Raw genomic sequence first — 23,706 nt, forward strand, 5'->3', positions numbered from 1 at the left:
AAACAATCCAATCTACTTGCCTTAATCCTAGCAGCAGGCAAAACTGGAAAAGTCTTTTAAAATAGGCAGTTGGATTGACTTAATAGAATGCGATGCAAACAAGGTAATCACAGGCAGCTAGGTTTGACACTGATCGAGTTATTGATCGCCCTAGCCATTCTAGGGATCTTAACCTCAATCGCTTATCCCAATTACCACCAACACATTAGAGAAAGCTATAGAATGGTAGCCCTAGGTGACCTGCTGGAGATGCAGCTCGAGTTAGAACGAACTTACAATGCAGGCTATCAGTTTGAAGCTGTGATTTCTGGAGGGGTTTGTTCGGTGTGCGAGTCCTCACTCGATCGTTACCAGTTTGAGGTTGTCAGTACTGCCGCAGCAACTTACACCATCAAAGCCATCGCACAAACAACGACGCGACAATCCGACGATACCTGCCTTGGTGCTGATAAGGCAATGACCATCGACTCCAAAGGCAATGTATCACCTATCGATTGCTGGTAGAGCACACCACTACGTTATTCGTGCCCGAAATGTAAACAGCCCGCGATAACTTGAGTTATCGCGGGCTGTTGATTAAATCATAAACGAGTTAAGGGCTTAGCTCGTTAGATCATCAAAAAACTTCTTCACACCATTGAAGAACCCTTCTGACTTAGGCTTGTGCGTGTTCGCAGCTTCACCGCCACATGACTCTTCAAACTCATGCAGAAGCTCTTTCTGGCGCGCGCTTAGCTTAACAGGCGTTTCTACCACCAGCTTAACGATGAGGTCACCCACACCGCCGCCACGAACGCCTTTCACGCCTTTGCCACGCATGCGGAACATACGACCTGTCTGGGTCTCTTCTGGCACTTTCAGGCTGACACGACCGTCTAGTGTTGGAACTTCCACTTCGCCGCCCAGCGCTGCTTGAGCAAAGCTCACTGGCACTTCACAGTACAGGTTGTTGCCTTCACGCTCAAAGATGTGGTGCTCTTTTACGTGTACTTGTACATACAAGTCACCTGCTGGTGCACCATGCTCTCCCGCTTCGCCTTCGCCAGATAGACGAATACGATCACCAGTATCGACGCCAGCTGGGATCTTAACGTTAAGTGTCTTCGTCTTCTGTACGCGGCCTTGACCATGACAGCTGTTACATGGGTCTTTAATAATCTTACCGGTACCGCTACAAGTCGGACAGGTTTGCTGAACCGCAAAGAAGCCTTGGCGCATTTGAACTTGGCCGTGACCATGACAGGTGCCACAGGTTTGTGGTGAAGAGCCTTTCTTCGAGCCAGAGCCGTCACACGTCTCACACTCCACCAGCGTTGGGACTTCAATCTCTTTTGAAATACCGCGAACCGCTTCTTCTAGCGTTAGTTCCATGTTGTAGCGCAAGTCTGCACCGCGCTGTGCACGATGGCCACCGCCGCCACGACGACCGCCACCAAAGATATCACCAAATACGTCACCGAAGATGTCACCGAAATCAGCACCGCCGCCGCCGAAGCCGCCGCCACCCATGCCACCTTGTTCAAACGCTGCGTGACCGTATTGGTCATACGCCGCTTTCTTCTGAGGCTCAGTTAGGACCTCGTACGCTTCTTTTACTTCTTTAAACTTCTCAGCCGCCGTCTCATCACCTTGGTTTCTATCTGGGTGATACTTCATCGCAAGACGCTTATACGCCTTCTTGATGTCGCGCTCTGATGCGTCACGATCAACGCCTAATACTTCGTAAAAATCACGTTTTGACATATTGCTTGTTACCAATTACTTCGACAAACAGCCCGACGCTGTTTGGGGATTGTATCGTTCTAGATAAAGATTGGTGTCCTTATCTAGAGCGACATGACTCTCGTAAACTCACTGTTTACAAATTTGCGGGCGTAAAGGTTACCCCAAACGCCCGCATAAATCACTTTTCGAGAACCCAGTTCACTGAATTCTCTAAGCTATAAAGTTCAAGCTCAAGGAGGAAACGCGCAGTTTGCTTAGTTTTCATAGAGAAAGTGCAAATGAGCATTTCCGACGCCGAGATTGGGCTTTATAGCGACGAGGAATTATTTTTTCTCGTCTTTTACTTCTTCGAACTCAGCATCAACAACATCGTCGTCTTGCTTAGGTTGTTCGCCAGCTTCAGCGCCAGCACCTTGTGCTTGAGCTTGCTGCTGTGCGATTTCCATTAGCTTCTGAGCCGCTGCCATTAGCGCTTGAACTTTCGCGTCGATCGCTTCTTTGTCTTCACCTTTGCGAGCTTCTTCTAGCTCAGTGATTGCAGCTTCGATCTTCTCTTTCTCTTCTGCAGGTAGCGCTTCACCAGCTTCTTCTACTTGCTTACGAGTACCGTGAATCATTTGGTCTGCTTGGTTACGTGCAGTTGCTAGCTCTTCGAACTTCTTGTCCGCTTCTTTGTTAGCTTCTGCTTCTTGAACCATTTTCTCGATGTCTTCATCGCTCAGACCGCCAGACGCTTGGATAGTGATCTTCTGCTCTTTACCTGTCGACTTGTCTTTCGCAGATACGTGTAGGATACCGTCCGCATCTAGGTCGAAAGTCACTTCGATTTGAGGCATACCACGAGGTGCAGCTTGAATGCCTTCTAGGTTGAATTGACCTAGAGACTTGTTGTACATCGCTTGCTTACGCTCACCTTGAAGAACGTGGATAGTTACCGCGTTCTGGTTGTCTTCTGCTGTAGAGAAAACTTGGTTCGCTTTCGTTGGGATAGTGGTGTTCTTCTCAACTAGCTTAGTCATTACGCCGCCCATAGTCTCGATACCTAGAGACAGAGGAGTAACGTCTAGTAGAAGTACGTCTTTCACATCACCCGCTAGTACACCACCTTGAACTGCAGCACCCATTGCAACTGCTTCGTCTGGGTTCACGTCACGGCGAGCTTCTTTACCGAAGAACTCAGCCACTTTCGCTTGAACCATAGGCATACGAGTTTGACCACCAACTAGGATTACGTCGTTGATGTCGCTTACTGATAGGTCTGCATCTGCTAGAGCAACTTTTAGTGGCTCAAGAGAACGTTGTACTAGGTCTTCAACTAGAGATTCTAGTTTCGCACGAGTCACTTTTACGTTCATGTGCTTAGGACCAGTTGCATCTGCAGTCACGTAAGGTAGGTTTACGTCAGTTTGAGAAGTAGAAGAAAGCTCGATCTTCGCTTTTTCTGCTGCTTCTTTAACACGCTGCATTGCTAGTGGATCGTTCTTAAGATCGATGCCTTGCTCTTTCTTGAACTCTTCAACTAGGTAGTTGATCATGCGGTTATCGAAGTCTTCACCACCAAGGTGCGTGTCACCGTTAGTTGCTAGAACTTCAAAAGTTTTCTCGCCTTCAACTTCGTCAATCTCGATGATAGAGATATCGAATGTACCACCACCAAGGTCGTAAACTGCGATAGTGCGGTCGCCGCCTTTCTTGTCTAGACCGTAAGCAAGTGCTGCTGCTGTTGGTTCGTTGATGATACGTTTAACTTCTAGACCTGCGATACGACCAGCATCTTTAGTTGCTTGACGCTGCGCATCGTTAAAGTAAGCAGGAACTGTGATAACTGCACCAGTTACTTCCTCTCCTAGGAAGTCTTCAGCAGTTTTCTTCATCTTCTTAAGTACTTCAGCAGATACTTGAGGAGCAGCCATTTGTTGGCCTTTCGCTTCTACCCATGCATCACCGTTGTCAGCCTTAACGATTTTGTAAGGCATGATTTCGATATCGCGCTGAACTTCTTCGTCTTCAAAACGACGACCGATAAGACGCTTAATAGCAAATAGCGTGTTCTCTGGGTTTGTAACTGCTTGACGTTTCGCAGGTTGACCTACTAGCGTTTCGCCGTCTGTGTATGCGATAACCGATGCGGTTGTACGCTCACCTTCAGCATTTTCGATTACGCGTGGTTTGTCGCCGTCTAGAACAGCAACACAAGAGTTAGTAGTACCTAAGTCAATACCAATGATTTTACCCATCAGGCTATCTCCGAATAATTCTATTGTTTCGTTTGCTGCCTCAGTGTGAGGCTGAGAGCCGACAATTTGCCCGCTCGCAATAGGTTTGTTTTCTGTATGACCCTTAGATAAGGGCGTCAAAATGCTTTTCAAGGGAAAAAGTGAAAAAATTTTAAGTTTTTTCTTCTCCGATGAGGCATCACCGCCTACCTTGGACGTTATTCAACCTACGCCAAGTGTTTGAGAAATAAAAAAGCGGAGCCAAATGGGCTCCGCTTTTCTTCTCTAATGATTTTTTTTGGCGATTAAGCACGACTCTCAGCGAGTGTCGCTTCGCTCTCTTGAGCTTCTGGCGCACCAAGCTCGCCTTCGCTACCCGCTACAATCGTGTTCACGGCGGTATCACCTACTACGTTAGAGCTTGTACAGAACATATCGTTAATACGGTCAACGGCAGCAACAATCGCCAAACCCTCTGGTGGCAAACCTAGTTGGTGAAGGATAACACCAATCATCACAACACCGCCGCCTGGGACGCCACCAGCACCGATAGAAAGAAGCAATACTGTAAAGCCTAGAGTAAACAGATCGCCCATTTGGATTGGCTGACCAAAGGCATTGGCAATGAAAATCGTCGCGATAGCGATGTAGATAGAAGCACCTGCCATGTTCATGGTCGCGCCCAGTGGAACACCAAAACCTGCTACAGATTTAGAGACACCAATCTTGTCTGTCAGAGTGCGCATAGTTACAGGAATCGTCGCGTTAGAGCTTGCTGTTGATAGTGAGAACAGCACCTGCTCACGAGTCGCGCGAATAAACTGCGCTGGCGTCATCTTAGTTGTTGCGCCGACCATGATTGGGTACACAACGAAGATCCATAGCACAAGGATACCAACCACCAAGGCAACGTAGCCAGCTACGGATGCCAATGTATTAGCATTTAGCGTTGCGCCAAGCTGAATCATAAGTGCAAATACACCGTACGGAGCTAGGCTCATGACAAGACCGATTAGCTTCATCATCACGTCGTTAGCGACTTTGAATGCATTGATTGCCGGACCACCTTTCTTATCCAGGGCTTGGATCGCCAGACCTGTTAGGATCGCCATAAAGATAATTTGTAGCATGTCGCCATTTGCAAACGCTTGAATTGGGTTGCTTGGGACAATGTTCGTGATCATCGAGAAGATGTCTGGCGTCGTTGTAGAGGTGATCTCCACCGCTTCGGCAACTGTGCCGCCTAAGTTAGCACCGGCACCTGGCTGTACAATCATACCAATCGCAAGAGCAAAGGTGATCGCAATAACGGTGTTAAGAATATAAAGCGCAAAAGTTTTGCCGCCAAGGCGACCGAAAGAGTTGATGTCTTTAAGTTCTACAATACCGCACACGATAGATACGTAGACCAGCGGTACAACTAAAAGCTTGATAAGTGAGACGAACATGCCGCCAACGCCTTCTGCCAAACCTAATAGGTATTGGTCAAAAATGCTAACACCCGCGAACAAGTATTGAATCGCCGTACCAATTAAAAGGCCAGCAAATAGACCTATAAAGATCTTTTGGGATAGTGATTTATTCATTCATAAACTCCAGAATGTTGTGTTTAGTCCCTGCATTTTTATAGTTATTTGCTTTCTTATTTATAGAAAGCTCAGGGGATATTACAGATCTAAAGCCAGAATGAAAGCATAAATTTTACATTTCGTTATCCAAATTTTAAAGTTTATAACTCTGTTTTTATCTGCAAAACCAGATTATTAAACCAAAAAAAATGAAGCCCATAAGGCTTCATTTTATAGATTTGGGAAAATTGCTGGGATAAACCTCTAGTGTCAACCCCCAGAAACTTTCTGTTATTTTGACACCATAACCATTGCTGGTCGGATGACGCGTCCGTTGAGTTCATAACCCTTTTGCATAACAAACATGACAGTGTTTGGCTCGTGGTCAGCACTTTCCTGAATAGACATCGCTTGGTGTTGTTCAGGGTTAAACGCTTCACCTTCTGGGTTGATCTCTTTAAGACCGAACTTAGCGACAACATCAACGAAAGTCTTGTGCGTCATTTCAACGCCCTCAACGATCGGTTTAACCACTTCGTTTTCTGCATCAGCCGCTGCGATAGCGCGCTCAAGGTTATCAATCACTGGCAGCAGCTCTTCAGCAAACTTGTTAAGCGCGTACTTACGAGCTTTATCAATTTCTTGCTCTGTGCGACGACGCATGTTCTCTACGTCAGCTTTCGCGCGAAGAACAGAATCTTGCTGCTCTTTTACTTTCGCTTCACTAGATAGCAGGGCTGCTTCTAGCTGAGCAATTTTAGCTTCTTGAATGTCTTGCTCGGATTCTTCGTTCCATTCCACGTCAGCGTCAGAACCAACCACTTCTGCATCTTCCTGTTTTGCTTCCGCTTCTTGGGTGTTTAGCTCTTCTTGATTTACCTTGTTTTCTTCGTTGCTCATGGTCTCTCCGGAATACTCGATTCAAGGCAATGCATAATACGACTCACCCACAATTCTTAGGAACAAAATCGCACCAAACACTGCATATATACATACTTTGGGTATATTATGGGGATGAAGATTTGTGATTCAAGCACTAATAGTTTGGAAGTGATATGAAAAAACCTTTTGAGGTGATCGCCATCATAGGCAAACCTCGAGCCCAACAAGCCATTCAAACCCATAAAGAGTTGTTTCAATGGCTAACCTCTAAAGGCTATAAGGTCTTGGTGGATGACAGATTAATCGACATTCTGGTCGATATTCCAAGACAACATTTTTTCAGCCTAGTGCGAATTGGTCGCGAAGCAGATCTCGCTATTGTTGTTGGTGGCGATGGAAACATGCTTGGTGCTGCCAGAGTATTATCGCGTTTTGACGTTGCCGTTATAGGCGTTAACCGCGGCAACCTCGGCTTCCTAACGGATCTTAACCCTGAAGGATTTGAGACGGCGTTAGAAGCGGTACTTCAGGGTGAATACTTGGAGGAGAAACGCTTCTTGCTCGAAGCAGAGATCCACAGGCACGGTCAAATCAAAAGTCACAACGCCGCCTTAAATGAGGCAGTTCTCCACCCCGGACAAGTGGCGCACATGATTGAGTTTGAGGTCTATATCGACGACTCCTTTGCTTTCAGCTTGCGCTCTGATGGCCTGATCGTATCAACACCAACAGGGTCTACCGCGTATTCCCTCTCAGGTGGTGGTCCAATCCTATCTTCTCAGCTCAATGCCATCTCTTTGGTGCCTATGTTCCCACATACGCTATCGAGCCGCCCGCTTGTAGTTGATGGAAATTGTCGCATAAAGCTCGTTGTCTCTCCTGACAACCGAGGAACGCAAGAGGTGAGCTGTGATGGACAAATCTCGCTGCCCGTCTCTCCTGGTGACGAAATTCACATCTATCAGAGCCCAAACATACTCAAGCTCATCCATCCTAAGGACTATAGCTACTACCATGTTCTCAGGAACAAGCTCGGTTGGTCTAGTAAACTTTTTTAGAACAATTATATAGATAGCCTCAACATCACCGTTGGGGCTTTTTTCTTCTTCTCGACGTCCTTTTTGCTCAAAAAACTTACAACAGTGCGTCGTGTCACATAAAAATTTACCTGTACAACTTTACTGTATAAAGAAACAGTATATACTGAATTTACATACAGTAATGTTCATTTAAACAGGTAATTAAAATGCTGTCTCATCTAAGTGTTAATAATTTTGCTATCGTAAAATCGCTGCAGTTAGAACTTTGTACAGGTATGACAACCATCACTGGCGAAACTGGCGCAGGTAAATCCATTGCGATAGATGCTCTCGGTCTTTGTCTTGGTGGCAGAGCGGATGCGGGTGCGGTCCGCGCCGGTGAAGACAAAACCGAGGTTACCGCTGCATTTGCGATTGAGAATAACCAGCAAGCAACGCGCTGGCTCGAAGACAATGACCTGTTTGATGGCACTGAATGTATTTTGCGCCGCACGATTACCAAAGAAGGACGCTCACGCGCCTTTATCAATGGCAGCCCGGTCCCCTTGTCGCAGCTTAAAGCATTGGGACAACTGCTCATCAATATTCATGGTCAACATGCTCACCATCAGCTGATGAAAAGTGACTACCAGTTGAGTCTGCTCGATCAATACGCTGGACATACGGCACTGCTCAAGCAAGTCCGCTCCAAATACCAAACTTGGAGAAGCGCCGACATTGCTCTTAATCAGTTAAAAGAAAACAGCGCCAATAACTTAGCTCAGCTTCAGCTTCTTGAATATCAAATCAAGGAACTCAATGAACTCGCTATCGGTGAAGAAGAGTTTCCTGAGCTTGAGCAAGAACATAAGCGCCTATCAAACAGCGGTGAGCTTGCCGTTACCTGCCAGCAAGCTATCGATATTATTTATGAAGGCGATGAAGTCAACGCACTGGCTATGCTTCAAACGGCGAGTAGTAAACTTTTGCAACTTGCTGAGCTAGATTCAAGTCTAACGCCGCTACCTAACATGATTGAAGAAGCGATCATTCAAATTGAAGAAGCCAATACTGAGCTTCGAAGCTATTTAGACAAAATTGATGTCGATCCTGAGCGCATGGCTTATGTGGAGGAGCGTTTTTCCAAAATCATGTCCCTCGCTCGTAAGCATCATGTCATGCCCGAGGAGCTCTATCAGCATCATCAAGATCTGCTGGCACAAATAGACGCTCTTGATTGCTCTGATGAGAAGCTTGCAGAGATGGAACAAGAAGTTACCGCGCACTTTGAAGCCTATGTCAGAGCCAGTGAAAAGCTCAATAAGTCACGCGGTCGCTATGCAAAAGAGCTTAATAAGCTTATTTCTCAAAGTATGCATGAGCTCAGTATGGAGAAGGCGAAGTTCGCTATTGATGTCTCCTTCCAGTCTGAGCACCCTTCTCCAACCGGTATGGATAACGTCGTGTTCTTAGTATCGACCAACCCAGGTCAACCGATGCAGCCGATTGCCAAAGTGGCGTCAGGTGGTGAGCTTTCACGAATATCTCTTGCAATTCAGGTTATTACCGCACAAAAAGTCGATACGCCGAGTCTTATTTTTGATGAAGTGGATGTGGGTATCAGCGGCCCTACCGCAGCGGTCGTGGGTAAAATGCTACGCAAGCTTGGTGAGTCGACTCAAGTACTGTGTGTTACCCACCTACCACAAGTTGCGGGTCACGGTCATCAGCAATTGTTTGTTACTAAAACTACAAAAGCCAACAAGACAGAGACTAGCATGCTTAACTTGAATGAGCAGGAACGCATCAGTGAATTGGCTCGTTTGCTTGGTGGCAGCCAAATCACCGACTCAACATTGGCCAATGCTAAGGAGCTACTGATCGCAGCATGATTACGTTAGGTGGAGATAGTTCCCTAAACCGGGAAAATTAACCAAGGATTGCTGCTCAACTCATAAAACGAGCGCCAATAGCCCTATCTAGAGCAGACAAGTTTTTACTTCTGGCTCATCCTTGTTTATTATCTTTGCAGTTTCAAAAATCGACGTTGTAAATTAGAGCTATGCAATTAAAGAAGTGGTTACTTGCATTACCACTAGCACTTAGTGTGCTGACAGGATGTTCAGTAATAGAAAAAATCGTTTATCGCATCGACATCAACCAAGGCAACTTCGTTGAGCAAAATGCGGTAGACCAACTGCGCTATGGCATGACCAAAGAACAAGTTCGCTTTGTTCTAGGCTCACCAATGCTGGTTGAAAATGGTTATCCAAATACGTGGTACTACATTTATCACGCAACCAAAGGTCACGATGACCCGGTTCAACAAAACCTTATCGTCAACTTTGATGGCAGTGGCACACTCGCAGCGATTTCAGGAGACTATGAGGCAAGCGACAACTTTTTCGACGCGCTCAACTAACCTTATCGGATTCAAAAAAGCTCGCCTAGGCGAGCTTTTTTAATGTTCAGAAAGTAGTAGTTTCTTAGCTTGTCTCAGAATCTTTCTTCCGAAGCGGAGATGGCTTTCCGCCCGTGACTGGATCGGCTTTGCCTGAGTTCTTCGCCTGTTCTGCACGTTTACGTCTGATCTCTTTAGGGTCGGCAAGCAATGGACGATAAATCTCGATTCGGTCCTTATCTCTGACCGTCGCATCAAGTTTAACATTTCGACTAAACACACCGACTTTGTTTTCAGACAGGTCTATCTCTGGGTAAACCGCGAGAACCCCCGACTTTTGAATGATCTCTTCTACCGTCGATTCGTGGTTTACCACCAACTGAAAAACACGCTGCTCTTGAGGCAATGCATAAACCACCTCAACGTGGATTAGCTGCGAATCAGCACTCATAGGTGTAAACCTCTTTGGCACGCTTGGTAAACGCGTTAACCATATTGCTCGTTACATCGTGGAAGATCTTTCCAAAAGCGAGTTCAATCATTTTGCTCGAAAACTCAAACTCAAGCTTAAGCTCAACTTTGCAGGCTTGATCATCAAGTGGAATGAAAGACCAAACGCCCTTAAGCATCTTAAAAGGACCGTCAACCAGCTCCATCAAGATTTCGCTTCCATGCACTAAAGTATTCGCGGTAGTAAATGTTTTACTGATCCCTGCCTTAGAGACATCAACCGATGCAACCATCGCTGAGTTGGTCGCCTCTAATACTCGAGAACCTGAACAGCCCGGCAAAAAATCAGGATAACTGGCGACATCATTGACCAAGTTAAACATTTGATCAGCACTGAACATCACGAGCGCTGAGCGAGTCACTTGTTGCATAAAAACTCCCCAAACTAAAAGGTTGCCTCCGATTCTACTGTTAAGCAGCAGTTAGCTCAAGTCGCACGCTCACACCCTACTAGAATAGGGAGGTAACGCAAGCTCACACAAAACAAAACCTTGGCGAATAAAACCCTTTCCTTAACACAAAAACAAGCCGTATAATGACGCCACTATGGTAAAGAAGAATTCAAAGAATAAAGCGGGTAGCAATACCATCGCTCAGAACAAGAAAGCTCGCCACGAATTTCACATTCAGGACGAGATCGAAGCTGGTATCGAGCTGCAAGGCTGGGAAGTTAAATCCCTACGCTCAGGCAAAGCCAATATCGCTGAGAGCTACGTTTTCCTACGTGATGGCCAAGCTTACATCAGCGGCATGTCTATCATTCCGCTCAACCAAGCATCAACTCACATTGTTGCCGAGCCAACGCGCGTGCGTAAACTGCTCATGCACCGCCGCGAACTAGACAAGCTTATCGGTCTAGTTAACCGTGACGGTATGGCGCTGGTTGCTACGACTATGTATTGGTCGCGCTCTTGGGCTAAGATCAAAGTAGGCGTCGCGAAAGGTAAAAAGCTTCACGACAAACGTGCTGATTTGAAAGAAAAAGATTGGGCACGTGATAAAGCGCGAATCATGAAGAGTAATTTGCGCTAAAACTGACCAGTTAAACTCCGCAGTGCTAGACAGGCTAAGCTTTTCTGGTAACATGCGAAGAACACTTTGGGGCTGATTTAGGATTCGACAGGAATTTTGCAGTCTGAGGTGCATGCCGTGGGGCGGTTGGCCACGTAAAAAGCCGCAAAAAAATAGTCGCAAACGACGAAAACTACGCACTAGCAGCTTAATAACCTGCTCAGAGCTCTCTCGCCCTAGCTTCCGCACGTAAGACGGGGAATAACGAGAGATCAAACCCAAACGCGCTAGCCCGGATTTTCCCACCTGAGAGATGAACGGCGAATTATAATTCAGGTTAGCCATTAACTAGCGTGTCGGTTCGCAGGTTGGTGGTGAATTTAAAGATCGACTAAGCATGTAGTACCAATGATGAATGGTTTTTGGACGCGGGTTCAACTCCCGCCAGCTCCACCAAACGTTTGGAAAGGGCGATAACTCTATGAGTTATCGCCCTTTTTGTATTGGTCATCTTTTCGAAAAGGCGTAGAGAAATCAAACACTCTCTACGCACATCGTCATTATATTCAGTAAGAACTACCGCTACATAAAGACAACTTTCGATATTAAACCTTGTTATTTAAGGTTAAGAATATAATCGGCAATGGCCTCTGACTCATTTCGATTCAATGATGGCGCATGACCATTAACCTTGCCAGTCTTAATTGCGTGACCAAGCCTATCAAGGGCGTTCGGTTGTCCCTCGTATTCATGTTTAATGTCCAGTAACGTTTGGTCGTCAACATTACAAGCAATGCACACTTTCGTGTCCATAAGCTCTTGCACATCTAAGTTTTGATACTTATAAACTTCTTTACGATCGTATGACTTCGTCAACGCAGCGATTTCAGGATCATCCTCTTTTGCCGTGCCATAAGATACAGCAAGATATGCAGCGATGTACTTGGCTTCCTCTGCGCTAATCGGAGCTCCGTAAGCATTTCTCATCTTCATCATCTCTTTGGTCCATTCTTCAAAATCCTTACGCGGAGGTTGATAAAAGACATAATCCATCGAGTGACAAAGGTGACATTTAGATCTCGCTAACTCATACCCTGGTAATTCCGATGGCAGCAGTTTCGTCGTATCCGAAGGAAGCGTGACCGAGTTAAATTCAGCATGAGCGAATGCGCTAATCAATAAACAAAGGCAAATCAGGATTTTCATACTAAACCACCTCAATATCCGTCCGTTCAATGACATTCCGATTGTAGCCACCATGGTTCCATGTCGCTTTTGTCGGCTGCTTTTCACCACTATTCGCTACCGCTCTCACCATAAGTAAGGTTCTTCCTTTCTCATTGAAAGTGTGTTTCATTGACCATCCTCTGTAAGAAAAGCGACCTAAGTCCTGCCCAAGCGTCGTACTGTTCCACTTTCGACCACCGTCAAAGGAAACCTCTACTGTCTTAATGCCACTTCCGCTGTCGAATGCGATCCCCTTTAAGGTAATCTCTTTTCCAGCTTCGACTGAGTCTCCATTCAATACACTCGTTATGAAACTTCGAATAGGGAACGTGGTTACCGGCTTGGTTTTAGTCGCTCGATTTTCAGGCGTTTCACTCTTGCTGTCGTTGTCGGGCAGTCGGTAACCTTCTGACATAAAGAACGAATCGAACGTATCAAATTCCCCCTCAATCAATTCCAAATGATTGACATGCTTAACCCAGTATGTCGCGAACCAGCCCGGCACAATCAACTTCACTGGAAACCCATTCAGAAATGGCAGAGGCTCGCCATTCATCTCCCAGACCAGCATGGGTTCACCAGTATCTACATGTGTCAACGGGAGCGATTTTAAAAAGTCTGGTGTTGTTGAACGAACTGGCTTATCAATGCCATCAATAACAACACTCGTCGCTTCTGCTTTGATACCTGCTTTTGCTAGAACATTTTTCAAAGGAACGCCTTTGAACTTCGCGTTGCCCATTGCACCATTGCCCAACTGAGCACCGAATACTCTTGGCGATGAGTAACCTCGGCTATTACCGGTACACTGCTGGACTGCGACGATCTCTTGCTGACCCTCGATAGATTTGAGTTCAGCTAAACTCATGTTTATTTCTTTCTCAACCAAACCTGAGATTTTGATTGTGTAAGTATCCGTATCAATAAATGTTGGAAAGTCCGCTAAGTGGTATCGAACGAAGAACCTATCATTCGGTGTCAGTAAACCATCATTAAACACTTCAAATGGGGTTTCTAAGTGTGGGGGTCTTGTATGAACAATCACCATGTCTTTCTTTTGCGGAAAAGAGCTTAATATCGGTTTCGGCCCAGCAGCAAAAGTAACACCCTCACCATCAGAATACTGAACGCCGTTTTCCATAAATGTTTTGGCTATCGATGCAAATGGAGTCGCAGCTAGTGGTAGCAACCCACAGGCTTTTACAACCTCTCTTCGCAGTTTATTCATTTTCATGCTAATTCATCTCCTACGCTTAATTCACGGTTGCTATTTCAGCTCTGATAGATACTTTGATAGGTCTTCAATTTCTTGAGAGGACAGTTTTTTGGCGACGTTATACATCATCTCACCTTGATCGCCCTTTCTCGCTCCGGAGCGCCAGTTGTTGAACTGCTCAACCAAATACACTGATGACTGACCTGCTAATCTAGGGAATGAAGCGCTACCTTCTAACCTTTCACCGTGACAAGTCGTACAAGCTGGAATGGCTCTTTTCCAATCACCTTGATAGACCATACGCTCAGTTGGATCAGTTATGACACCATTCTCTGGCACTTCAGGGCGGTGGTTATCGGGTTCTGGAGGGGTTAGCGAGGCATAGTACTTAGCAACTAACACTCTGTCTTGATCACTAAGATGAGTAACCATACCCTTCATTGTGGCGTTATCTCTGTTGCCGTTGTCGAACAGATGGATCTGATTATAAATGTACTCAAATTTCAGACCGGCTAGATTAGGAGCACCAGGGATAACACTGTTACCATCTTTGCCATGACAGCTTGTACATACTGATACGCTCGAAGGCAGAGGCAGCTCGTTTCTCGAAAGTAGATAACTATCGTCATCGTTACTTGCGATCAGCGTTTCAGTATCCGGCTGAAGTGACATGATGTAGGTAGTCAAAGACATAATCTGATTGCGAGTCAATCTCTCACCAAAGCCAGGCATTTGGTTGTTAACACCTTGAGTAATGCTCTTTCTGATGTCTTCTTTGCTTCCACCATGTAGCCAAACGTCATCAGTAAGATTTGGAGCGCCGACGCCCTGATTTCCCTTCGCGTCTTCACCATGACAAGTACTACAGTTGTTATTGAAGCTCTCGTTGAAAACAAAATTATCGCTGTTTAAGTTAGACACGTAATCGGTAAGCGAATCGATTTCATCCTCCGTAAGCACATCACGCCATGCTGGCATGCGTCCTTCGCGGCCATTATGAATCGTTGTATAGACATCCATCGGAGAACCACCATACAACCAGTCATCATCAGAAAGCACTGGGAAGTTATGTTGACCATCTCCCGAACGGCCATGACACGCCCCACAGTTCTCTCCGAACAGCGCTTTACCGTTATTCACGATATCTTCATAATCAATCAATGCTTCGAATACTTGTTTGTCTGTTTTGCCCACGACCAAATCGTCTATTTTCGCATCCAGATTGACAGGAGAACCGACATACGCGTCGTCTTTGGGTTGCCAGTTTAAAAAACCGCCCCAAGTCGCGAAGCCTGGAAATAACAACACATAGACAATGGCACCAGCAAAGCCAAGAAAGTAGCCTATGAACAGAATCCTTGGTATTGGGGCATCTTTCTCAATGATTCCATCAAACTCTTCTAGCGTTTTGTTTTTATCTGCACTTTTACGTTTGCGAAATTGCGCGTAAATAACCGCTATCATGATAAAGAAGAAGATAATCGACAGAACTGTTGATAACGTTTGACTCCATTCCACTACTGTAGCCCTCCAACATCATTGTGCGTATCCACCCCTAAGCTCATCAGATATGACACTAACGCCTCTCCTTCCGTTTTGTCTTTCACTTCGTCTGCGGCCTTAGCAATTTGATTATCGGTATAAGGCACACCCAGTTTTTTCATTGCTTCCATCGCCGCTTCAACATGATCTGGATTTAATGGCTTTTCAAACAACCAAGGGTATTGCGGCATAATCGAATTCGGTACGACGGATTGCGGGTTGATCAAATGCTGCGTATGCCAGTCAGGCGTATACTTCAGCCCGATATTGGTTAAGTCAGGCCCGGTACGCTGAGAGCTCCATAGGAACGTGAACTCATAGACATCGTCTTCCATTTTATTTGGTCTGCCGTAACGCTTTCTTTCAGCTTCAATGTTTCGAACCATTTGCGTATGACAAGACACACACCCTTGAGACATGTATACATCACGCCCCGCGAGCTCCAATGCTGTGTAAGGTTGCGCTGTTGTCTTTTTAGCTAAATCATTGGAATAGAAGAAGCTTGGAAAAACCCACACAAAAAAGGAAAACATAACGACGATCGTTGTAATCGTAATGAACGCGAATGAAGATTTAGATATTGAATTTTCCATATCACTACGCCTTTTGTTCTGCCAATTCAATTCGTGATCTTGATGTCATGTATAGGTTGTACACCATTACCAACATCCCCAGCACATACAGTCCTCCACCGATTGTGCGACCCAGCATGTAAGGTTTAATGAAATCCAACACTTGAGAGAAGGTGTAAGCCAGAGAACCATAATCCGTTAATGCTAACCACATGCTTCCCTGTCCAATCCCGCCAATCCACAAAGAAACGATGTAGAACAACACGCCAAGGTGAGCTAATACAAAATGAACCTTTACAAGACGATAAGAAAACAGCTCTTTGTTCAGTAGCTTTGGAATCATGTAGTACAAGGTGGCAATCACAGTCATGCCAACCCAACCTAAAGCACCAGAGTGAACGTGTCCTATTACCCAGCTCGTGTTGTGTGCTACTTGGTTAAACCAACGAATTGCCATAAGGGGGCCTTCGAACGTCGCCAGAGCGTAATAAAGAATGGAAGACATAAAGAACCACACTATTGGGTTCGTTTTCCGCGCTTCTTTATTCGATATTGCAGTCATCCAAGCATTAAAAGCGCCTGCCCATGATGGCAGCCAAAGTAGTAATGACATCACAACACCAATATTTTGAATCCATGATGGGACTGATGTGTAGACTAGATGGTGAGTGCCTGCCCAAGTATAAAAGCCAATCAAACCCCAGAAAGTAATTAACGATAGTCGGTAAGAATAAATTGGTCTGTTTACTAACTTAGGAATGAAATAGTAATTGGTACCCACAAACACAGCGGTTAGAAGAAAACCTACCGCGTTATGGCCCCACCACCATTGAACAAGAGAGTCACTGGCACCAGAGAAAATCGAATAGGACTTAAATGCATACAAAGGCATTGCAAGATTATTTACCACAAATATCAGTGCAATGACGATAATAACCGCACCACTAAACCAGTTTGATACAAATATATGCTTGGTTTTTCTTTTACCTAAAGTCGTAAAGAAAACAAGCGCAAAGGTCAGCCAGAGAACGACAATTCCTATGTCTAACGGCCATTCCATTTCGGCATATTCTTTAGTGGAAGTATAGCCCATTGATAATGTAACTATGCCAACAAGTAAAATTAGCTGCCATCCCCAGAATAAAACCCAAGCGAGTCCTTTATAGGCTAAATTAACAGATGAGGATTTGCAGAGAATGTAGAGAGATAACCCCATTAAGAAGTTACATACCATACCAAATATGACCACATTGGTATGAATAGGACGAATTTTACCAAAGTTTAAGTACTCATTCGCAAAGTTGAGCTCAGGTGCATACAGTTGAACCGCTGCGACAAGACCAACGAGCATACCTATGATCGCCCACCCCAAAGCAGCAAAAACAAAGAACCGAGTTATTTTTTCTTCTTCTTTGAAATTCATGATTTTTTCCAGAAAATAATTGCATTCGACATAATTTACAGATTGTTTTTAATGTAACACTCCGATAGCTCTCGCAATCCGCACCTATTTTTAATTCAGCGAAGTGGCTTCTACGTTTCTAGCCATAATCTTGTTCCACATTCGAGGGAGCGTAAAAAAGATCAATAACTTAACGCCACCCCCTAAAATCGGGACGTGACTTCTCCATAATATTATCAAGCAGATGATTACTAGATATATCAACTAATACTTAACAACCGTTCAGCACTACAAAACAAGACTCTCTCGTAACTATTTCTAATTAATTCCTTCATTTTGAGTATTGTTTTTGACACAGACTGAGTAGATTCTTTCACTTGGACTATGAATCCCGTTCCACAAAGAATTTATTTCAAACAATAAGGTCATAAGAAAAATGACGCATGTCCTCGAAGCTTTGCTATAGAAATCAAATAAGCTGTATCAGAATGTCACGATGAAAGAAGGGGTAATGATTTATCGTTTTGAATTGACGAAATGGTGATAACTGAGTGGAAACGACCTAGATAGGACTGTCATGCTCGAGTGGCTGGCTGCCAAAACCACCATGCTTCGAACAAAGAGAAGGAAAAGAAGTATGGCTACCATAAACGTTCATCGGCGAAGAGCGTTATGTATAGTGTAAAACAACGACTAAGCACTTCACTCGCTCTTCGCGACTACAAGGCATAAGTAGCGATAACTTACGCAGCCTTTTGGGTTTTATATTGAATTATGAATGTCCGTTGCATCCGTCGTTGATGAGTGTGAGGTACTTTGCTAGATCCTCATCTGGCATTTCCAACAACCTGTCTCCTACATACCATTCTATGTAACTTTGATCCGCTAGCATGCCTTGTTGCGGGTTACCTATCCAAAGGCTGTGTTCTTTTGCCAATCGATCTCGGAGCGATATTGCTTGATCTTGGCTAATGGGGAGATGGATGTGCAGCATGTTCGCTTGGGGCTGCTTAGGGTTTGGAGTGATGTTTGGAAACGCATCGAGCAATGCGTAAACCTGCTTTGTGCGCTCAAACAGTTGAGGCATCACGGCAATTCTCTCATCAAACTGCATCGCCGCCGCAACGACATAAGGCGTTCTGTGATAGACGCTGCCACCTTGTCTGTGCATCCATACGGCGGCTTTTTCAATAAAGGATTGCTCACCGAGCAGCAATGCTCCGCCTAGCCCGCCAATGCCTTTATAGAGAGAGACGTAGGCAGAGCTAAAGCCTTTGGCAATATCAGAATAGTCTTTTCGATAATAGGCGGCTGATTCCCAAAGCCTTGCACCGTCCATATGAAGATGAATGTCATTCTGTTGGCAGTAATGCTTGATTGATTCAAGCTCTGCAAAGCTAGGTAGCTGTCCACCGATTTCTCTCATCGGCAGCTCATACAATACCGCACCTAGCTTATCCTGGACCTTTTCTAAATCCGATAAGCTCCACGGCGTATACGGCTTACCAACGGGAAGCAAACAAAAGCGATTCTGTAGCTGGTAACCTTGGTTTTCATGAATATGGATATGGCTCGATGGGTGCATGGCGACGTTGCGGCACTGCTTTGTTTCGCAAGCTATCTGCAACGCTGTCGGCTGAGTCATGGTGCCTGTCACCACAAAAAGCCCCGCCTCGAAACCCAACATGGTAGCCACTTTTTTCTCGAACGACTGAATTAAGTCCCCTTCACCATATCGGTCATGTTCGATGTTGTGCTGCTGACACCAGTCTGCCATTCGGGCGAACATGTCTGCAGGTGAATACTCTTTGTTACCCGGCAGTGAAATCCGACATTGTTGCTGCATTACTCTTCCCTATCATTCGTTTTACTATGAATTAGAGTACCACCAGCAGTGCGATTAATAACAGCGCTCTAAACGAATCACACTCATATCGTCAGAAGGCTCATGGTTAAGGTCAACTTGATTCAAGCCAAGTCGTTTACATACCGCTACTGCCGCCGTATTGCCCGCACGGGTTTCAGCAAATATACAGCGCGTTCCAAACTGTTCGATACCGTAACTAATGAGCTCAGACATCGCCTCGACAGCCAAACCTCGCCCTTGCCTGTCGACTGCAAGACCGAAACCGATAGACGCCTGATTGTCTGACTCTAGACGAAACGCCACGGTGCCAATAACTTGGTGACTCTCTTTGCCTTCGATAACGAGCTGAAATTTGGTGCGTGGCACCTGATGCGCTTGTTCAACAAACATCTCGAGTAAATGAGCATTAAACTCTGGTGAACATTCTTCTTTAGGGTAAAAGGTTTGGTACTTAGGGTGAGAGGTCATTTGAAGCCAGGCTTCGATGTCTCCGAGGTCAAAATCTCTTAAGATAAGCCTTTCCGTTTCTAGATTGAGCGCCATTTTTTTCTCTTTGTTCGTTCGACGTACTTCGTCATTCCAGTGAGTGTTCAGAATAGTAGCTCACACTTGGTTATGCGAATGTAAATTATCAAATCACACTGTGACGCAAACCTAAAAATCCTCTGCAACGCTAATAGTTGTTGAGAATTCACTCACAACATCCCCTCAGCTGTGCTCAACACGTCTTAATCCGCATTTTTTGGTTTCCAAGTGATTAGATTATCGTTACCATTTAAATTTCGTAACGACACAAATCTATTCTCAGGGCGGGGCGAAATTCCCCACCGGCGGTAAGTCATCATGATAAGCCCGCGAGCGCCTGATACTGAGTATCAGGGTCAGCAGATCTGGTGTGAATCCAGAGCCGACGGTTATAGTCCGGATGGGAGAGGATAAGTATTATCGAGACACTTGGACACCTTATGGAAAAGTGTCGGTGCTTTGTGCGCCATTTTCGATAGAGCAACACGATGATGTTCGGCACTCATTGAGTGGCGACAGCTTTCGTGTGGCTTGGCTATACCTTTTGGAATCAATAGTTTTATCAAATAGATAGACTAGTGCTTCCCCATATCTATGCCCTGATTCTGGTACTAATATTTAGGAGTATTACCATGAATCAGAACCAAACCTCACTACTGGCCGAATTTGGCACACCTCTAGAGCGAGTTGAAATTGCTCTACAAGCACTGCGCGAAGGTCGCGGCGTACTGCTTCTCGATGATGAAGATCGTGAAAACGAAGGCGATATCATCTATTCCGTTGATCATCTTACAAATCAGCAAATGGCACTGATGATCCGCGAGTGCAGCGGTATTGTTTGTCTATGTATCACTGATGAACAAGCTCAGCAGTTGGATTTACCACCAATGGTAGAGAACAACAACAGTGCAAACCAAACCGCGTTCACTGTCTCTATTGAAGCGAAAGTTGGCGTCACAACAGGCGTATCGGCAGCCGATCGCGTGACAACAATCAAGACAGCTTGTCAGCCAGGTGCACGCCCAGAAGACTTAGCGCGCCCGGGTCATGTATTCCCACTACGAGCAAGAAAAGGCGGTGTACTTACTCGCCGCGGACATACAGAAGGCACCATCGATTTAATGCAGATGGCTGGCCTCTCTCCGTTTGGCGTGCTTTGTGAGGTAACAAACCCTGACGGTACTATGGCCAAAGCACCTGAGATTGTTGAATTCGGTAAGCAGCACAACATGCCTGTTTTAACGATTGAAGACATGGTGCAATATCGACTTGCCGGCGCAGAGCAATCTGCGTAAGCGAATAGATAGTGTACGAAGCCGCTCCATAAGAGCGGCTTTTTTGTTGGCGCCACCATAGCTCGCTTCGTGTCTCTCTAGAGAGGTGTCGATCTGCTACGAATACACTCTACAAGTATGATGGCTAATCTAAATGCTCAGTTCGAACCTTAATACTCTATTGGCACGCACCAAGGTCCTTCCAGACTCCCCATTGGCCAGATTTAGTGGGTTCATCTCCTTGGGTCCACCACTTAGCCGAGTAGCGATGACCTTGGTAGATAACTTCCGCACCACCGTTGTATACCGCTGACGCATCCCATGTATCTGCGCAAACGACGCTGCCACCATCCGCTTTCACTGTGACGACATGAGATTTGCTAGTGCTTAGAGCGCCATCACTCACCGTTACCGAAATCGTGAAGTCCGTGTCTACCGATAGGCTCGGCGCAACGAAGCTAAGCGTGCTGCCTTGAGCTACTACAGACAACTCTGTCGGCGCTTGCCACGTGAACGTGAGCGGATCGCTTTCTGCATCTGTCGATCCGGACGCGTCCAACTCGACTGAGTCATTTGCGCTTGCCACTGCTGGACCATTCACTACGGCAACCGGTGCGGTATTGGTAGGCGTTGTGCTCGTTGGGTTAACCGTTACTGTTGCCGTCGATGTCCCTGTCGCACCTTCATTATCGGTGACCGTTAATGTAAAGCTGTATTGCTCGCTAACTGTGACCTCACCAACCGTGACACTAAGTTGCGCCGTGTTATCACCCGTTACCGCCACAGGTTGCCCCGCGGTCTGTGACCAAGCGTAACTGACTATTGAGCCATCACTATCACGGGATGCACTGCCATCAAGCATGAGGGTTGCAGGACCCACGACTGTTTGATTGCCACCTGCATTGGCTGTTGGAGCTCGGTTCACTGGTGTGCCACCAGCTAAACCTTCATGCATCGCATTAAGGATGTCACCGTTATCAGCGTCAATCTCCCATGAGAACAATCCCGCAAAGCCTTGTGCTCGAACATATTGACCTTTCGCGATGACAGAGCGAGCATCATCAAACGTCACGAGCTCACCGGTTGAACGATTCCACACGTACGGAGCCTCTGCCAGCTCATCATAGCCATACTCAAATCCATTGATGCCAGTATTGTTTGGACCAATCATAAATGACTTCAAGCCTTTATAATCAATCACACCATCTTCCCACACACCTTGCGCTGTTGAGCCTTTAAGCTTGCCTGTTGCCACGCCCGTCATAGGGTCAGTAGGATCGGACAGAGTATTTGGCATCACACCTTCCCAACCACGACCGTACATAGCGGCGCCAACCACTAACTTGTTCGCAGGAACACCTTTCGCGAGAAGAAGCTGAATACCGTTATCTGTGGTGTATGCAGGTCCTTTGTACGGCACACCCTCGGCGTCCACACCGGTTCCATCACATTGACCAGCGCTCATGAAGTTGCCGCAATAAAGCGCAGCTTGATGACCGGGTACATTGTTCCAGCCACCATAGAAGTCGTAGGTCATCGCGAAGATGTAATCCATATGAGGCACAGCATCGGCATAGTTCACATCTTCAATCTTGTCATAACCGACACCAACCGCAGATGTCAGTTCATAGGTACGGCCAGTCTCGACGGTTAGCTCATCTAGCATGATTCGAAGTTCTTGCATTAATGCTGCATAAGCATCACCGTCTTTCAAAGGATCACCAAGGTCGGGAGCGGCTCCTTGCCCACCTGGGTATTCCCAATCAATATCCACACCATCGTAGAACTTCCACGTCTGTAGGAAGCGCTTAACGGACGCAACAAATACGTCTCGATTTGCTTTATCAGTAAAGCTGTAGAAGGGATCTGAAAGGGTCCAGCCACCGATTGAAGGAAGGATTTTTAGATCGGGATTGCGCTGTTTGAGTGCCATGAGCATTGCGTAGTTACCTTTGATCGGTGAACTGTACTCATGCCCCGCTTGTGGGAAACTCTTTTGATAGGCCGCCCACGGATCGTGGATGACCACTTCATAGTCGGGCATTCCCTGACACGCTGTTTGAAGCGCATTAAAGCTGTTACCACCAACGGATTTAACTGACTCGTTTGGACCACAAATAGGAATAAAACCATAGATAATATGGGTTAGGTTATCGACGGGAATATTGTCCACGGTAAAGTCGCGACCGTAGATACCCCACTCGACAAAGTATGTCCCGACGACGGTATTTGGATCTGTATTGAAGGTCTTATTGTTAGGGTCAACGTTCATGGTGAGCGGCGCAAGGTGTGCACCATCAGTATCGGCAACAACCAGTTCAGCTGGCGCGCTACGGCTACACCCAGTAGCATCACACGCTTCCACCTCAACCTGGTAGCGACCTCCTTTCGCATACGTAAAGTTTGCTAAGGTTTGACTGCCCGAGATAGGACCGGTTGCAACCTTAACTCCATCAAAATAGATGTTGTAGGTGTCACCGGTTGTGCCACTCCATTGGTTAAATTGAATACCGATATCAGCGGCATCTTTATACTGCACCATCTGGTTGTAACCAGAGGTAGTTTCCATTGCGAGCTGAATCTTTGAAAATTGTAGATTGTTTGAGCCGTAGACATCGATAGACGGCGCAGCAGGAGCAGCCATGACGCTTTGACTCACTGCCAATGCGACCCCTGATAAGCCTAATAATAGTTTTTTCATTGCCATTCTCTTTCCTTGAAAGACGAAAAATTTCCTGCTCACAACTGT

Annotated in this window: 20 protein-coding genes, 1 other RNA gene and 1 riboswitch; of the genes, 7 read left to right on the forward strand and 14 right to left on the reverse strand. The window is 45.9% G+C overall.

The window, feature by feature from the left end; translation table 11 throughout:
- Nucleotides 1-87: 87 nt before the first annotated feature.
- The gene (locus LY387_RS12945; RefSeq protein WP_234494412.1) at nt 88-504 is read left to right on the forward strand and encodes a type IV pilin protein; all 417 of its coding nucleotides are present in this window, start codon (nt 88-90) and stop codon (nt 502-504) included.
- 96 nt (nt 505-600) lie between these two features.
- On the opposite strand, the gene dnaJ is transcribed toward LY387_RS12945, so the two are convergent.
- The 4 genes from dnaJ to grpE form a co-directional block, all read right to left on the reverse strand.
- The gene (gene dnaJ, locus LY387_RS12950; RefSeq protein ID WP_234494413.1) at nt 601-1,743 is read right to left on the reverse strand and encodes a molecular chaperone DnaJ; all 1,143 of its coding nucleotides are present in this window, start codon (nt 1,741-1,743) and stop codon (nt 601-603) included.
- Between the two features lie 305 nt (nt 1,744-2,048).
- Nucleotides 2,049-3,962 (reverse strand): molecular chaperone DnaK, encoded by a 1,914-nt coding sequence (gene dnaK / locus LY387_RS12955; RefSeq protein WP_103881154.1) that lies wholly within the window; start codon nt 3,960-3,962, stop codon nt 2,049-2,051.
- 284 nt (nt 3,963-4,246) lie between these two features.
- Nucleotides 4,247-5,527 carry a dicarboxylate/amino acid:cation symporter gene (locus LY387_RS12960; protein WP_234494414.1) on the reverse strand — a complete coding sequence of 427 codons (1,281 nt, stop codon included), beginning with the start codon at nt 5,525-5,527 and terminating at the stop codon, nt 4,247-4,249.
- Nucleotides 5,528-5,800: 273 nt separating this feature from the next.
- Complete coding sequence (gene grpE / locus LY387_RS12965) at nt 5,801-6,409, reverse strand: nucleotide exchange factor GrpE (protein ID WP_042476307.1); 609 nt, start codon at nt 6,407-6,409, stop codon at nt 5,801-5,803.
- Nucleotides 6,410-6,564: 155 nt separating this feature from the next.
- Here grpE and nadK point away from each other — a divergent pair, with 155 nt between their 5' ends.
- The 3 genes from nadK (at nt 6,565) to bamE (ending at nt 9,832) form a co-directional block, all read left to right on the forward strand.
- Nucleotides 6,565-7,449: an NAD(+) kinase gene (nadK, locus tag LY387_RS12970; RefSeq protein WP_042476304.1), complete on the forward strand. Its 885-nt coding sequence runs from the start codon at nt 6,565-6,567 to the stop codon at nt 7,447-7,449.
- 188 nt (nt 7,450-7,637) lie between these two features.
- Nucleotides 7,638-9,302 carry a DNA repair protein RecN gene (gene recN, locus LY387_RS12975; RefSeq protein ID WP_234494415.1) on the forward strand — a complete coding sequence of 555 codons (1,665 nt, stop codon included), beginning with the start codon at nt 7,638-7,640 and terminating at the stop codon, nt 9,300-9,302.
- Between the two features lie 170 nt (nt 9,303-9,472).
- On the forward strand, nt 9,473-9,832 hold the full coding sequence (bamE, locus tag LY387_RS12980; RefSeq protein ID WP_234494416.1) for an outer membrane protein assembly factor BamE: 360 nt from the start codon (nt 9,473-9,475) through the stop codon (nt 9,830-9,832).
- A gap of 64 nt (nt 9,833-9,896) precedes the next feature.
- On the opposite strand, the gene LY387_RS12985 is transcribed toward bamE, so the two are convergent.
- The gene (locus LY387_RS12985) at nt 9,897-10,262 is read right to left on the reverse strand and encodes an RnfH family protein (protein ID WP_234494417.1); all 366 of its coding nucleotides are present in this window, start codon (nt 10,260-10,262) and stop codon (nt 9,897-9,899) included.
- Nucleotides 10,252-10,692, reverse strand: coding sequence for an SRPBCC family protein (locus LY387_RS12990; RefSeq protein ID WP_042476294.1), 441 nt, complete (start codon nt 10,690-10,692; stop codon nt 10,252-10,254). Before LY387_RS12990 ends, LY387_RS12985 begins: the two co-directional genes overlap by 11 nt.
- A 175-nt stretch (nt 10,693-10,867) precedes the next feature.
- On the opposite strand from LY387_RS12990, the gene smpB reads away from it, so the two are divergent.
- Together smpB and ssrA are read left to right on the forward strand one after the other, a co-directional pair.
- Entirely contained in the window at nt 10,868-11,353 is a 486-nt protein-coding gene (gene smpB, locus LY387_RS12995; protein WP_234494418.1) for an SsrA-binding protein SmpB, read from the forward strand.
- A 68-nt stretch (nt 11,354-11,421) separates the two neighbouring features.
- Nucleotides 11,422-11,788: a transfer-messenger RNA gene (gene ssrA, locus LY387_RS13000) on the forward strand.
- A 159-nt stretch (nt 11,789-11,947) separates the two neighbouring features.
- Here ssrA and LY387_RS13005 read toward each other — a convergent pair.
- From LY387_RS13005 to LY387_RS13035, 7 genes are all read right to left on the reverse strand, one after another.
- Entirely contained in the window at nt 11,948-12,538 is a 591-nt protein-coding gene (locus tag LY387_RS13005) for a hypothetical protein (RefSeq protein ID WP_234494419.1), read from the reverse strand.
- 1 nt (nt 12,539) lies between these two features.
- Nucleotides 12,540-13,793 carry a molybdopterin-dependent oxidoreductase gene (locus tag LY387_RS13010; protein WP_234494420.1) on the reverse strand — a complete coding sequence of 418 codons (1,254 nt, stop codon included), beginning with the start codon at nt 13,791-13,793 and terminating at the stop codon, nt 12,540-12,542.
- Between the two features lie 33 nt (nt 13,794-13,826).
- Nucleotides 13,827-15,293, reverse strand: a complete 1,467-nt coding sequence (locus LY387_RS13015) for a c-type cytochrome (protein WP_234494421.1) — start codon at nt 15,291-15,293, stop codon at nt 13,827-13,829.
- Nucleotides 15,293-15,910: a cbb3-type cytochrome c oxidase subunit II gene (locus LY387_RS13020; RefSeq protein WP_128647894.1), complete on the reverse strand. Its 618-nt coding sequence runs from the start codon at nt 15,908-15,910 to the stop codon at nt 15,293-15,295. Before LY387_RS13020 ends, LY387_RS13015 begins: the two co-directional genes overlap by 1 nt.
- Before the next feature lie 4 nt (nt 15,911-15,914).
- Nucleotides 15,915-17,312, reverse strand: a complete 1,398-nt coding sequence (locus LY387_RS13025; protein ID WP_234494422.1) for a cbb3-type cytochrome c oxidase subunit I — start codon at nt 17,310-17,312, stop codon at nt 15,915-15,917.
- A gap of 751 nt (nt 17,313-18,063) precedes the next feature.
- The gene (locus LY387_RS13030) at nt 18,064-19,137 is read right to left on the reverse strand and encodes a threonine aldolase family protein (RefSeq protein ID WP_234494423.1); all 1,074 of its coding nucleotides are present in this window, start codon (nt 19,135-19,137) and stop codon (nt 18,064-18,066) included.
- Nucleotides 19,138-19,191: 54 nt separating this feature from the next.
- Nucleotides 19,192-19,701 (reverse strand): GNAT family N-acetyltransferase, encoded by a 510-nt coding sequence (locus tag LY387_RS13035; RefSeq protein ID WP_042476282.1) that lies wholly within the window; start codon nt 19,699-19,701, stop codon nt 19,192-19,194.
- A gap of 253 nt (nt 19,702-19,954) precedes the next feature.
- Nucleotides 19,955-20,099, forward strand: a riboswitch (FMN riboswitch).
- Between the two features lie 216 nt (nt 20,100-20,315).
- Between LY387_RS13035 and ribB the strand changes: the two genes are divergently transcribed.
- Entirely contained in the window at nt 20,316-20,978 is a 663-nt protein-coding gene (gene ribB / locus LY387_RS13040; protein WP_234494424.1) for a 3,4-dihydroxy-2-butanone-4-phosphate synthase, read from the forward strand.
- Nucleotides 20,979-21,135: 157 nt separating this feature from the next.
- Here ribB and LY387_RS13045 read toward each other — a convergent pair whose 3' ends face one another.
- On the reverse strand, nt 21,136-23,658 hold the full coding sequence (locus LY387_RS13045) for a glycosyl hydrolase family 18 protein (RefSeq protein ID WP_234494425.1): 2,523 nt from the start codon (nt 23,656-23,658) through the stop codon (nt 21,136-21,138).
- Between the last annotated feature and the right edge of the window lie 48 nt (nt 23,659-23,706).

Origin of the sequence: Vibrio maritimus, assembly GCF_021441885.1 — a bacterium.
Classification (GTDB): domain Bacteria; phylum Pseudomonadota; class Gammaproteobacteria; order Enterobacterales; family Vibrionaceae; genus Vibrio; species Vibrio maritimus_B.